Source organism: Spiroplasma sp. AdecLV25b, assembly GCF_030913225.1.
Lineage (GTDB): Bacteria > Bacillota_I > Bacilli_A > Mycoplasmatales > VBWQ01 > Spiroplasma_E.
The window spans coordinates 1-14,060 of sequence record NZ_JAQYTS010000036.1; the positions used below are offsets into that span (position 1 = coordinate 1).

Sequence of the window (14,060 nt, forward strand, 5' to 3'; positions counted from 1 at the left end):
TAATTATTTCAGAATCTATTGTAAAATTTAATGGAGTCATATATTTCTCATCCTATCTAGTTTTTATTTTCAAACTAATTATATTTGATAAGGAGGGGTATATGGCTCATTTTTTATTACTTTTTTAAATTTACACACAATTTTAGACTTAACCTTTTTACATTCCTCTTCAGTTAAACCAACACTTACTACTTCCGGGAAAGTATAAATACAATTAGGCATTTTATTGTAATCAATTTTTTGTGGCACTAATGTTGTTCCATCATAACTTTTTTTACCTTCTTTAACGAAGATGTTGTTAAGCGCCATTAATCCTTGTGAATTACATAATAATTACCACTTATTAGTGACACATTTCATATTTATCATTATATATATAATGATAAATAGCTTATTTTACCTATCTTGCTTGCTAATTTAGAAAATAATTCATGACTTTTAACTTTTCAAAATTAAAATAACTACTCTTAATATACTAATGATATTAAAAGTAGTTATGTATTATTTATTCAACTAATGAACTTGTTATACAAGAAAATATAAATTTGTTATTTATATGAGTTGTATTTTTTACACTGCAAGTTTCTAAAATAGTTATTAATTTCTTAGTTACATCATGGTCTAGTAAACCTAAAATTCAATCCTAGATATATTTTCCTTATGCTAATATTAATGTTGGATTTTCTAATAACTCTTTAAGTCGAGTTAGAAAATATCCAGCTGGGGCGCCATCAATTACACGGTGGTCAATTGAAAGTGATAATGGAAAGAATTTATGTTCAATGATTTTACCATCAACAATGACTAGTTTTTTTTGCATCATACCTAATCCTAAAATAGCAACTTCGGGGTAATTAATAACAGGTGTACCAAATTCAATTCCTGCTGAACCAAAGTTAGTAATAGTGAAAGTACCGCCCTGCATGTCATCACCTTTTAATAACCCTTTACGAGCTTTATCACCTAAACTATTAACTTGTCGTGCTGTTTCAAATAATGAAATTTTATCAGCATCTTTAATAACAGGTACTACTAATCCTTTATCAGTATCAGCAGCCATACCAATGTTATAATATTTCTTAACAAGAATTTCATTACCTGCTATATTTAATGTTGAGTTTAATAGTTTAAAACGATCTTCTTTTAAAGTTTTAGCAACTGCCTTCACGAAGAACGGCATAAATGTTAGTTTTGCTGCTCCATCTGGGTCTTTTTCTGCTGGTTCTTTTAAAGTAGCGCGCAATTGAATTAGGTTTTCAGCATCAATATTAATAATTAAACTAACATGGGGTGCTGTATAAACTGATAATGACATTTGGTTAGCAACGGCTTTTCGAATTCCAGATAATGGCATATGTTCAACTTTTCCAAAGCTTTCAATTTTAGCAACGTTAATTCCTTGATTCACAACTGGTGCTGATGGTACTACTGTTGTTTGAACAACTGTTGGTGCAACAGATGTTGTACCACCTTGTTTTGCGTTTAATAAATCTGCTTTTAAGATTCTACCACCAGGACCTGTTCCTTTAATAGTTCCCATATCAATACCCATATCATGAGCCATTCTTCGCGCTAATGGGGTTGCTAATACTTTACCAGTTTGAATAACTGGTTTTGCAGATTCTCCACTAGCTACAGGTGTTTCATGATTTGTTTTAACTTCCACTTTATCTACAACTACAGGCTTTGAAGTTTCTTTCGCAGGTGGTTGTGGAGCACTTGCTTGGCCACCAAATTCCATCACCACTTTACCAGTAGTGATGCTATCACCTTCTTTAACATTAATTTTAGAAACTTTACCATCAGCTTCGGCTTTGATAGTATCAGATGCTTTATCAGCTTCGATATCAACTAAGTCATCGCCTTTTTTCACATCTTGTCCAACTTTGACACGAATTTGAGTTACCGTAACTTCTTCAATTCCATCCATGTCTTTAAATTTTAATTCCATATTTTCACTTCCCTTTCTTCTAACTAAACTGGATAGTTCATCATTATTTTAACTTTGTCAATAATTTTATCGGGACTAATGATAAATCATTTTTCACCTTTTGATAATGGTACAGTAACATCATAACCTGTTAGTCGGGTTGGTGGACATTCTAAATATTCAAAACATTTTTCATTAATAACAGTAATGATTTCAGATGCTACGGAAAATGAACGAACGGCTTCTGAAACAACTAGTAATCTTCCAGTTTTTTTAACTGAATTAACTACTGTTTCTTCATCTCATGGTTGCAATGTTTGTAAGTCAATTAATTCAATTTTTAAATTATCTTTTTGTTCTAATAACTCAACAGCTTTTTCGCAATCATAAACTTTTGAACCGTAAGTAACTATTGTTAAATCAGGTTTATCAGCAGCAGAATATGATTTTATTACTTTCGCTTTTCCTAAAACAGCAACTTCATAATCATCGCTAACTTCTTCACGAACATCATAAGTATAATCACGACTAGTATAACTATTGAAATAAGTTCCTAAACATTCTAAAACGATAACCGGATCTGGACTTTCAATTGCAGCTAATAATAATTTTTTCGTATCATTAGGTTTTGAAGTCATAACTACTTTTAACCCTGGAATGTGACAGAATAAAGCTTCAATCGCTTCTGAGTGGTGTTCTAAAGCACCATTATAGCCATTATTTCAATCATATGAAGGCATACGAACAACTAATGGGCAAGTGAAGCGACCACGACTTCTGTTACGCATACGTGCAGCATGACAAAGTAATTGTTGGAAAGCTGGGAAGGCAAAGCCAGAGAATTGCATTTCAATAATCGGGTTTAAACCATTAATCGCCATTCCAATGGCACTACCAGCAATAACTGCTTCTGCAATTGGAGCATCAAAACAACGGTTAACCCCAAATTTGGCTTGTAGTCCTTTTGTCGCACGGAAGACACCACCGACGTTACCAGCATCTTCACCGTAAACAACAACATTAGGATTTTTTTTCATAGCTAACTCTAATGCTAAAGTAATAGCTTGGACATTATTTCTTTTCATAATTATTTTTTCTCTCCTTCTTTGAAGAATGCTTTCGCTTGTGCTTTTTGCTCAGCTAATTGTGGTGTTAATTTTTCAAATGTGTAATCAAAGATTTCATCAATCGCAACACTTTCATTTTTTTGTGCTCAAACAATAGCATCACTAATTTGTTTGGTAATCTTTTTGTCTAAGGCTTCTTGTTTTTTATCGTCTCATAACTTAATTGATTTTAAGTATTCTCTAATGCGATCAATGGGGTCTTTTTTAAATCATTCTTGTTCAATTTTGTAATCTTCAGCAGTGAAGTAATCTTTCTTAATATCAAAGGCTGAGTGAGCATTTTGACGGTAAGTAATAGCTTCAATTAACGATGGTCCTTCACCTTTTTTAGCTCTTTCAATCGCTTGTTGTGTGACATAGTAAACAGCAAAAAAATCATTACCATCAACACGAATATTAGGAACACCACAAGCTGAACCTTTTTGGGCAAAAGTTGGACTCATAGTAGCTTTTGATGTTGGAGTATCTAATGATCATTGGTTATTTTCAACAAAGAAAACACAAGGTAGTTTTTGAATGGCAGCAAAGTTAATCGCTTCGAAAAATTCACCTTCCGAAGTTCCACCATCACCGATAGTTGTTAAGACAACACCTTTTCCTTTTTTGTATTTTTCAGCAAAAGCTAATCCTGTTGCATGAGAATATTGCGTAGCAATCGGAATGTTAACTGGTAAGATATTAATACCTTTGGGCATTTGGCTTCCCATTTCGTTCCCTAATCAATATTGAATTAATTTTTCAATGGGATAACCAGCAGTAATTCATGCTGCATTGTTACGATAAGCAGGAACAAATCAATCGATACCTTTACGTAAGCAACTAGCGTAAGCAACTTCTACACCTTCTTGGCCACGTGATGATAAAAAGTTAATGACTTTTCCAATTACTTTTGGTAGACCCTTTTTTAAAATAACTTTACCTTGGTCATCTTTTTCATAGTTTAGTTCCATTTGCATTTGTTCTTGTAGTCGTGATAAACACATGTTTTCATATGCTGTTAATAATATTTTAGTATCAAATTTATTTAAATATGTAACAAAATCTGGTTTTATAATTCCTTTTTCATTTAATATTTGAAAAATTTCTTGTTGTGGATTATCGAATTTCTCAACTCACATTTATTTTTTTCCTCCTAGATATTTTAGTTAATTGCAAGCGTGCACTCTTAATTATACTAATTTTTAAAATAATGCCTAGACATTCTATTTTATTATACTACTGATGATGTCTTCTTCAATAAAATTCTGACCAAAAATGGCAGTAATATCAATGCTTTTAACAATATTGGTAATTGTTGGAACGTTATATTTTTGATGAATTAGATTTTGTTCTAGTTCATCAGTACCTGCTGATCCTAAGAAATCACCATAAATTTTAATATTATTAATGATTCCTGCTTGCACATTAAGTCACACATGGATCGTACCTTTATTAGGGAATAAAGTTTTATGTTTTAAATCAAAGGTTGGTGATTTACCATAGTTTCAATCTCAAGTACGATATTTTTTAGTAGCTAACGTTTCAATTTCGCTAATCATTTCTGGGGTTAATTTTAAAACTTTAGTATTTTTAGTATGTTGTAATTTTTCAACAATTAATTGTTGAAATTGGTCAATAGTTAATGGGGTTTTTAGCAAAGGTAAGATGTTAGTAACACGAGCTTGCACTGATTTAATACCTTTTGATTGTAATTTCTCTAAATCAGGCTTTAATACTTTTGGTAACATTTGCATATCAACATTAAATAAGATCGTACCATGGTGTAAAATGCGATTATTAAATGTGTATTGCGCGTTGCCTGAGATTTTCTTGTCATTGATAACGATATCATTTTTACCACTATTTTGGGCATTTAATCCTAAACTTTGTAAAACTTCAATAATTGGTTTCGTAAATAGGGCATAGTTACGAGCATTATCTTGGTTTTTATTAAAAATAAAAGTGAAGTTTAAATTACCTAAGTCTTGATAAACAGCACCACCACCTGATAATCTTCGCACAACATTAACTTGTTTTTCACGTACGTATTCATTATTAATTTCTTCAATGGTATTTTGATTACGGCCAATGACAATTGTATTATTGTTTTGTCATAGCAATAAGATTTCATCAGTAATATTAGGATTACTAATTAAATATTCTTCAGTTGCTAAGTTGAAATATGGGTCTTTACTATCATTAATATAATATATCATTATTTTGTTTCTCCTTGGTCAGTGGTAGTTCATTTATGAACGAACTTTAATGTAATGTTACAATACATATTGTAATCAGTAGTAATTGCTCGCACATGTTTAGCTTTTGGCATAATTAATAGTTCGCTAATTTCTGGTGTTTGTTCATAACTAATTTTTTTCGCAAATAAACGTTTAGCCATGGCTACTGGGACAGTTTCATCATCAATACCATGAATAAATAAAGCAGGCATATTAGCACAATATTTTAGTTTACTAATAGTATTAATACTTTTGATTTTAAATTTATCTTGATGTTTAAAATAAAATTGTAAACCAAAATAAACTCAAAATCATGACATTTTAAAATACTTTTGCGGAATAACTTTCATAATATGAGTAAAACTATCATATCCACAATCAAAAATACCACACTTAACACCTAAGGTGGCGATTTCAAAACGGCACATAGTTTCTAAAATAGTAGTAGCACCCATACTATTACCAATTAAACTAATACTAATTGCATGATTAAAATCTTGATTTTCAATGAAACCATTAAGATACCTAATAACTGCGTATAGGTCATCAGCTTCTTTAGTACCAAAAGTAACACTATCTTTAATATTATTACTACCATGGCCTCGTGCATCGTAAGTTAAAATACTATAACCTTGTTCATAAAAGTGTTTTACTAAATATAAAATACTATAACGATTTTGTTGTCTTCCGTGGACAGCAATAATTCATTTATGATTATTATTAGAACGTTGATTAACAATTACAAAGGCTGATAATTGAATGTTATCGAAAGTAGTAATCGTAACATCTTGCGGTTCCATCATACTTCAACTAGCTTCATCAATTATTAATTGGGGGGCTTGTTGTAATTCCATATCACGATTATAAAAATCCAAACTATTAAGGTCAATTTTTTCAAAGTTAGGATTTTCAATTCGTCCTGTTCGTTGAAATTTTTGCATAGTATTGCGCATAATTTTTCCGAAAACGGCATTAGTAAGTAAAAAAGGAATAATTCATAATGGAAAAGTTAATAACAAAATTATTTTTAATCACCAAGCGATTTTATACTTAACCTCCTCTATAGGTATGGTCATAGTAGCACGTTGTTTTAAATATCTTGCATCTTTTGCCATTACTTATTTATTCCTTTCAAAGACCAAAAATTTATATTTTATACAGATTATTTGTATAAAATAGATTTACCTCATAACTAGTTTTTGAAAAAGTCAAGTAGAAAATTACTCCAATATTTAATATTAACAGTGTTTAATTTAATATTGGCTATGGCTATAATTGTAAAAAAACTATAATTGAATTTTAAATGGTCTATTTCGTTGTTTTTTACAATTATAACACAATAACATGTATAAAATTAATTAATATTTTATTGACATCTAGGCATTTTAGTTACGGAATAAGTCTACTATAAATTACTAAGATAATTATTTTTTCTTATATGGATCTGGATAAGCAATATCTTCTTTTGTTAGTAAACCTGTTGCTAGTAAAGCAGCAGCAGTTACGAAGTTATAAGGTTTGTTGAAATGTGGTAGGAAGAACATATCAACTAATGGGATTTCATCAATTGTTACTTGTTTTAAAATAGCTAATGAGAACATAGAAATAGTTTCGGTATGATCATGAGTTGAACCAATTTCAGCACCAAGAATACGTCGAGAACTTTTTTCTCATATAATTTTAATTTTAACTTCATGGTTTTCTGCCATAAATGGAGGAAAAACAGTATCTTTGTAAAAATAGGCTTCAATTTTATCTTTCCCAAAAATAGCTCCTGCAGAAAGTTCTGACAATCCAGTAGCACAAAGTTTTCAACCAAAGACAGAAATTGCATTAGTTCCTTGCACACCTGGGAAAGCAACTCTTTCTTTTGGATTAGTTTTTGTAACATTAATGCCAGTTACTAAACCAGTACGAACAGCGTTAGTAGCTAGAGCAATGTTAACGTTTTTATTTCAAGCATTTGAACGAATGTTAATACAATCACCAATGGCATAAATGTTAGGGTCTGAAGTTTGGAAGTATTGGTCAACTTCAATGGCACCACGAGCATCTAAAGTAATTTGTGGTTTTCCTGATTCATCTTTTACAACAGTAGTGTTTGGTAAGAATCCAACTGCCATAATAACTAAGTCAGCATCATATGTTCCTTTATTAGTTTTTACTTGCGATACTTTATCGTCTTTAGTAATGAATTCTAGTAAAGTTTCACCTAATTGTAGCTTTACACCTGCATTTTTCATAGTTGTTTCAACATCAGTTGTGAATTCTTCATCATAGTAGCGAGGCATAATACGGCTTTCAAAGTCAATTAAAGTAACTTGTTTTTTGTCTTTGTAGAAAGCTTCTACTAATTCAATACCAATGTATCCAGCACCTATTACAACTACTTTTTTAACTTCAGGTTTATTTAAATGAGCAATAATTTCTTGAGCATGTTGGTATAACTTTGATAAGTGAATACCGTTAGTTAATTTAACACCATTTAAGTTATCTTTAACAATTACACCATCTTTATGTGCAATTAAACCTGGAATTTCTTTACCACCTGGATTTAAGATTGGTCATGAACCAATACCTAAAATTAATTTGTCATAAGTTTCAGTGATTATTTCATTAGTTTTCATGTTTTTAATTTTAATGGTTTTGTCTTTACCATTATAACTAATCATCTCATGATTTAAATTAACTTTAGCGCCAAGTTTAGTTAGTTTTTCTTCATCAGCATAGAATAAACCTTTTGAGTCATTAAATTCTTTTCCTACTCATAGGGCAATCCCACATCCTAAGAATGAAATGTTATCATTACGGTCATATGCTACAACTTGAGCATTAGGGTTAGTTTTCATAATTGCTTTTAAAGCAGTTGTTCCGGCATGATTAATCCCGATTACAACAATTTTTGGATTTTTTTCCATTTTAAATTTCCTTCCTGATTTCTATTTTCCTAAATACTAAATACCTAGGAAATATATATTTAATTTTAACACTTTATTTTAAATATTTAATAGTAAATTATATGTATCTTGGCAAATTATAATTTCTTCATTAGTTTTAATTTTATAAATTGGAAATTGCGACTGTTTATCGCTAATTAGTAAAAAATCATCGTATTTATCTTTATTTTTACTGTCCACTAGTTTCAATGCTAATATTTTAATTTCATTAATTACTAAATCACGAATGATAAATGAGTTTTCACCAATTCCTGCGGTAAATACTAAGGCATCAATATTATTTTGTAAGTCATTGGCATATTGAACAATGTAATTAGCAATTCTTTGGACAAACATTTTAATTGCTAATTGTGATTCCATATGTTTAGGGTGAATTTTATCTTCACTTGCAGTAATGACATCACGTAAATCAGATGAATGTTGACTAATTCCTAATAAACCTGATGCTTTATTTAAATCATTCGTAACACTAGCAATCGTTGTACCTTTTTTAACATCACACATGTATCCATGAATTGATGGATCAATAATTCCACTACGAGAACCCATAATTAACCCATCAAGTGGTGTTAACCCCATACTAGTATTATAACTTTTACCATCTTTGATGGCACAAATACTAGCACCATTACCTAAGTGACAAACAATAGCATTAACTTTAGTTTGTGGCTTGTTCATAACAATCACTAATTTTTCTAAGATATAACGATAACTAATACCATGGAAACCATATCTTCTTACTTCGTAGTCAGTATATCATTCATAAGGTACTGAGTATAAAAACTTTTCTTGTGGAATAGTTGTATGGAATGATGTGTCGAATACTGCCACATGATGAGCATGGGGAATTAATTTTTGAAAGGCAGATAAACCTTTTAAAGCTGGTGGATTATGTAACGGTGCCAATGGAATACAAGCTTCAATGCCACTTACAACTGTTTTATCAAGAACAATAGAACTATTAAATTTTTGTCCGCCATGAACCATACGATGACCAATGCGGGCAATATCATCAAAGTTAGCAATTACTTGGTATTTAATTAAACCATCAATTACAGCTTGTGCTCCTGCGACATGGTCTTTAATGTCTTGCACACCTTCATGTTTTGTAAAATCATTACCATTTGCAACTTCAATAATAAAATTGCTATCTTTAATACCAATTCTTTCTACTAATCCCTTTCCTAGAATTGTAAAAGTTGGTTGATTTTTTGTTTCATCAATACTAAAAACTTGAAATTTAATAGAACTGCTTCCAGCATTAATAACTAAAATTTTATTATGATTTGACATTTTTTTCTCCTTATTATTTTTTAATTAAAGTTTGAAACACTGTAATTAGCACTGTATAATAAATATCATCAACACTAGCGCCACGTGATAAATCATTAACTGATTGGTTTAAACCTAACACAATAGGACTGATAGCTTTATATCCATCCAGACATTGGGCAATTTTATAACCAATATTAACAGCATTTAAATCAGGAAAAATAAAGATATTACAATTTCCTGACATTTTAACACTTAGTAATTTCTTGCCACGTACTTCTTGGTCTCAAGTGGCATCAAATTGAATTGGTCCTACCACTTGCACATTTTCTAATTTAGAAACTTATTAATTCGGTAGCATTTACGAACTTTATCAGCACTTTTGCCACTACCACTTTTATCAGTTGAGTATGACAATAAAGCTAATTTAATAGGATTAAATTGTAAAAGATGGGCAAAGTGTGTTGTTGATTTAACAATATCTACTAATTTTATGATTCAGGAAATTTTAATTAATAATCAAATTCCAATAAAATTTATAAAAATTATCTTATTAATTAAAAGCTTTTCTTCCTTTATGTACAATAAAATTTTACTACATAAATGTTGAAAAAATACCTACCCACGGATTTCTTCTCTACATCTTTTTTAAATTAAACACAATAACGTTGCTTCAAAACTAGGATTTTTGTTGAATTTATTATATGCAGATTCTTTAGCATATATAAATGCACATGTTGTTTTGAAAGTCTGATATGTATATCCTAAAATTCTACGTATATGTTTTCACATTAATTCAATTTGGTTTGTATTTACATCATTTTTTTGAGGCAATATGTACATAGCATTGAGATGAAATATATTTTCGTGCAAACTTTAAAAGATTTTCCTGTTTGTATTTTTCATAGATACCAATAACCAAAGATCTTCATTGTTTCTTAGCACCCATATGTGAAAGATACATTTCATCAATCTGCACCATGTTTTCAACAATGAATTGAATTTCACATTTGTTCTTTCTAGCGTACATGTGAGAATAAATCCGTAATTAAAATTAGCAAACTTTCTATTACAATTAAGTTGTATAAAAATAAAAAAAGAAGGTTTGCTAATGAATATTATACCACCATCATGGACTTTTATATCAAAAGAAATAACATAACTGTTAGAAACTAAAATTAAAACATATTGCTATAAGTTCTTTCAAAATGTTATTTTTTGCTAATAATTGTCGCGATAGCTTTATTTTGAACTGCTTTAATAATATTGTTTTCACCATTAATGTCGAAAACCATAATTTTTAAATTAGCTTCCATGCACATTGTTGCTGCTGTTAAATCCATCACTTTTAATCGTTTGTTAGTAATCTCTTCATAAGTTAGATGGTCATAACGAACAGCATTCTTGTTAATTGTTGGATCTTTATCATAAACACCATCAACTCCATTTTTGGCCATTAATAAAACATCAGCATCAATTTCTGTAGCACGCAGTGCTGCTGATGTATCAGTAGTAAAGTATGGAGAACCAGTACCACCAGCAAAGATACATACATAACCTTTTTCAAGTCTACTTATGGCTTTTTTATAATAAAATGGTTCTGCTACTTGGTTAATTTCTAATGATGATTGGACAATAACTTTTAGTCCTAACGCTTTTAGTTTTGATTCTACTACTAAAGCATTCATAATGGTTGCTAACATTCCCATATAATCAGCATTAATTCGTTTTAATCCAACATTTTCACCTTGTTTGGCACCACGTCAGATATTACCACCACCAACTACAACACCCACTTGTACTTTGCTTTTTACTAAAGTTTGAATTTGTTGACAAATATTATCAATGCTTTTGTTATTATATAAATCACTAGCGTTGCCACCTAAAGCTTCACCACTTATTTTTAATAAGACTCTTTTATATTTAAATTGTTCCATATTTAATAATCCCCTCCTCACCTTTTTAACATTATAAAAAACCACAAAATAATCTGTGGCTTTTTTTACTATTTATCATTGCTTTCGCTTGATTTTAAATCTTTAGTATTATCAACAATTTTTTGAACTAAATGTTCTTTTACAAATAATTGAGATTGTGGTGTAATAATAGTTAAACGTTTTTTCATTTTTTTAATACCTTGTTCATAAACAATTTTTAAAACATGCTTTTTTTGGTCTAAAGCAACAATTTTATTTGTACTTACACTTTGTCCAAAGAAATAAATGTTAGTTTCATCAACAGCAATTCCAAAATCAAAACTAAAAACATAAGCTAATATTAAAAGTGCAGCTAAGAATATATATTCGATAATTAAAATGCTTAAGAAAGTGGGATCATTTTTAACAAATACAGTATCATATGATCATACTTGCATGCCAATAGGCACAATTGATAAAATTAAACCAATTACTCCGATTGCTAAAGTTGGTATTAATAATTTTATATTTAAAAATCTATTATTAGTTTTTGGTTTATTGAAACTAAATCATCCTCATCCAAAAATGGCTAGTAACAATACAAACATTACTAATCCAATATAATATATAATTTTAAAGTCCAGCATTTTGTTACCTCCTAATTATTTTGTGGAATTATCAATTTTTTCTCCTAATTGATAACGTACCATCGTTATAATTGTAGCATGGTTTTTAGTTAAGTAGTCTTTGACTTTCATTGTTTGGTCTTTACTATAGTCTTGATCAACAATAGTTAGTGATGCAAAAAACTTTTGTAAACGACCTTCAATCATTTTTTCAATAATAGCAGCAGGTTTTTTCTCATCTTTAGCTTGTTCTTGTAGAATTTTTAATTCGTTATCACGAGTTGCTTTTGGGATACTGTTAAGGTCAATGAATTTAGGATTTCCTGAAACAATTTGCATTGCAATGTTATGAGGCACATCACTTTTGTTGTCAACACCTTTAATGACAACTAATGAAGTAAATTTACCTCCACCATGAACATATGAACCAAAAACTTCATCTTTATTTTTAGTTACAATTTCAAAACGTGTTAGAATAATATTTTCACCTAATTTAGCAATTGCAAGTTTTAATTCATCACCAAGGTTATCAGCGCTGGAACTTGATTTTAATTTTAAAGCATCAACAACTGTTTTTGGTGAATATTTTAGAATAGTAGTTGCAATTTTATTAAATAGATTATTATATTCTTGAAGGGCAGCAACTTGTTCAGTTTGACAATTTAATTCAGCAATTACAGCTCTATCACCGTCAATTAACACTTTAGTAATACCATCAGCTGCCGTATTAACACTTTTTTTCTCAGCTTTAGCAAGTCCTTTAACTTTTAAAATTCTATGGGCTTCTTCTAAGTTATTATTACTTTCAATTAATGCTTCCATACAATCTTTCATTGGTAAATCAGTGCTTGCTCGTAATTCTTTTACTAATTTGATATCAGCTTTTACTAGATCTGGCATATAAATTTTACTCCTTTAATTTATTACTTTTCTTCAGTTTTAACTACTTTATCAGCATCCATGCTTTCAATTATAGTTTCAGTAGTTTCTTCTTTTTTATCAACTACAGGTTTAATGCTTTGACCTTCCAAAATAGCAGCAGCAATTTTACTTGTAATTAAAGTAATTGATTTAGTAGCGTCATCATTACCAGGGATAATATAATCAATACCATCTGGATCTGAGTTACTATCACAAATGGCAATAACTTTGATTCCCAATACTTTGGCTTCTTGCACAGCAATGTTATTAGCAATAGTATCTGTAATAAAAATAGCTTCAGGAATTTTGTACATATTTCTAATACCACCAAGATTACGTTCTAAACGGTCTTTTTCTTTGGCGACAAGAATTTGTTCTTTTTTAGTTAAAAGTTTGATTTCTCCACTTTTTTCTTTATTTTCAATATCAATTAAAGATTTAATACTTGTTTTAATAGTTTTAAAATTAGTTAATAAACCACCTAATCAGCGTTCTGTTACATATGGTGAGTTACAACTAATAGCAAGGTCTTTAACTGCATCTTTAGCTTGTTTTTTTGTACCAACAAATAAAACTTTCCCGCCAGTTTCACTGATTTCTTTTACAAATTTGTATGCTTCATCTAATTTACGCATTGATTTTTGTAAATCAATAATGTGGATAGCATTTCTTTGACCAAAAATATATTTACGCATTTTTGGGTTTCATCTTTTAGTTTGGTGTCCAAACTGAACTCCTGCTTCAAGCAGTTGTTCACGTGTTACAATTGACATAATGTCTCCTTTAATTTGTTTTTCTTCCATTAGCTTCTAACATTAACCACTTTTAAATTAAAAGCACTAGGTAATGAATTCACAAATGTGATGCTTATTTTTATTCTAAATTAAGCGTGTATATTGTAGCATATTTTTGATAATTTAGAAAAATATTTTTACAAAAAAAAAAAAAAAAACGTAAGCAGGTTTTATAAACCTGCTTACGTTTTAAAATTAATATAATTTTAATAAATAGAGTTCTTGCATAACTAAGTTTAACTAATCTAAATTATGAATAACAGCAACCAAATTAAATCTAATGCAGAATCTATCTTTAAAT

14 protein-coding genes are annotated in these 14,060 nt (G+C 29.7%); all 14 read right to left on the reverse strand.

Features of this window, described 5'->3' with window-relative positions; genetic code table 4:
- Positions 1-78 precede the first annotated feature (78 nt).
- Complete coding sequence (locus RDJ14_RS03455) at positions 79-309, reverse strand: hypothetical protein (protein ID WP_308149982.1); 231 nt, start codon at positions 307-309, stop codon at positions 79-81.
- A gap of 349 nt (positions 310-658) precedes the next feature.
- A complete protein-coding gene (locus RDJ14_RS03460; RefSeq protein WP_308149983.1) occupies positions 659-1,951 on the reverse strand; it encodes a dihydrolipoamide acetyltransferase family protein in 1,293 nt (430 codons plus the stop codon).
- 23 nt (positions 1,952-1,974) lie between these two features.
- Positions 1,975-3,015, reverse strand: a complete 1,041-nt coding sequence (locus tag RDJ14_RS03465; protein ID WP_308149984.1) for an alpha-ketoacid dehydrogenase subunit beta — start codon at positions 3,013-3,015, stop codon at positions 1,975-1,977.
- Between the two features lie 2 nt (positions 3,016-3,017).
- Positions 3,018-4,175, reverse strand: a complete 1,158-nt coding sequence (locus tag RDJ14_RS03470) for a thiamine pyrophosphate-dependent enzyme (protein WP_308149985.1) — start codon at positions 4,173-4,175, stop codon at positions 3,018-3,020.
- Between the two features lie 84 nt (positions 4,176-4,259).
- Positions 4,260-5,252: a lipoate--protein ligase gene (locus RDJ14_RS03475; RefSeq protein WP_308149986.1), complete on the reverse strand. Its 993-nt coding sequence runs from the start codon at positions 5,250-5,252 to the stop codon at positions 4,260-4,262.
- A complete protein-coding gene (locus RDJ14_RS03480) occupies positions 5,252-6,388 on the reverse strand; it encodes an alpha/beta hydrolase (RefSeq protein WP_308149987.1) in 1,137 nt (378 codons plus the stop codon). Before RDJ14_RS03480 ends, RDJ14_RS03475 begins: the two co-directional genes overlap by 1 nt.
- A gap of 309 nt (positions 6,389-6,697) precedes the next feature.
- The gene (locus RDJ14_RS03485) at positions 6,698-8,191 is read right to left on the reverse strand and encodes an FAD-dependent oxidoreductase (RefSeq protein ID WP_308149988.1); all 1,494 of its coding nucleotides are present in this window, start codon (positions 8,189-8,191) and stop codon (positions 6,698-6,700) included.
- A gap of 78 nt (positions 8,192-8,269) precedes the next feature.
- Positions 8,270-9,523, reverse strand: coding sequence for an acetate kinase (locus RDJ14_RS03490; RefSeq protein ID WP_308149989.1), 1,254 nt, complete (start codon positions 9,521-9,523; stop codon positions 8,270-8,272).
- Positions 9,524-9,536: 13 nt separating this feature from the next.
- Complete coding sequence (locus RDJ14_RS03495; protein WP_308149990.1) at positions 9,537-9,821, reverse strand: phosphate acyltransferase; 285 nt, start codon at positions 9,819-9,821, stop codon at positions 9,537-9,539.
- An 11-nt stretch (positions 9,822-9,832) separates the two neighbouring features.
- Positions 9,833-10,087 carry a phosphate acyltransferase gene (locus tag RDJ14_RS05230; RefSeq protein ID WP_374047465.1) on the reverse strand — a complete coding sequence of 85 codons (255 nt, stop codon included), beginning with the start codon at positions 10,085-10,087 and terminating at the stop codon, positions 9,833-9,835.
- A 626-nt stretch (positions 10,088-10,713) separates the two neighbouring features.
- Positions 10,714-11,439 carry a UMP kinase gene (gene pyrH / locus RDJ14_RS03500; RefSeq protein WP_308149991.1) on the reverse strand — a complete coding sequence of 242 codons (726 nt, stop codon included), beginning with the start codon at positions 11,437-11,439 and terminating at the stop codon, positions 10,714-10,716.
- Positions 11,440-11,507: 68 nt separating this feature from the next.
- Positions 11,508-12,065: a hypothetical protein gene (locus RDJ14_RS03505; RefSeq protein ID WP_308149992.1), complete on the reverse strand. Its 558-nt coding sequence runs from the start codon at positions 12,063-12,065 to the stop codon at positions 11,508-11,510.
- A gap of 15 nt (positions 12,066-12,080) precedes the next feature.
- Positions 12,081-12,944, reverse strand: coding sequence for a translation elongation factor Ts (gene tsf, locus RDJ14_RS03510; protein ID WP_308149993.1), 864 nt, complete (start codon positions 12,942-12,944; stop codon positions 12,081-12,083).
- A 23-nt stretch (positions 12,945-12,967) separates the two neighbouring features.
- Positions 12,968-13,738 carry a 30S ribosomal protein S2 gene (gene rpsB, locus RDJ14_RS03515; protein WP_308149994.1) on the reverse strand — a complete coding sequence of 257 codons (771 nt, stop codon included), beginning with the start codon at positions 13,736-13,738 and terminating at the stop codon, positions 12,968-12,970.
- Positions 13,739-14,060 lie beyond the last annotated feature (322 nt).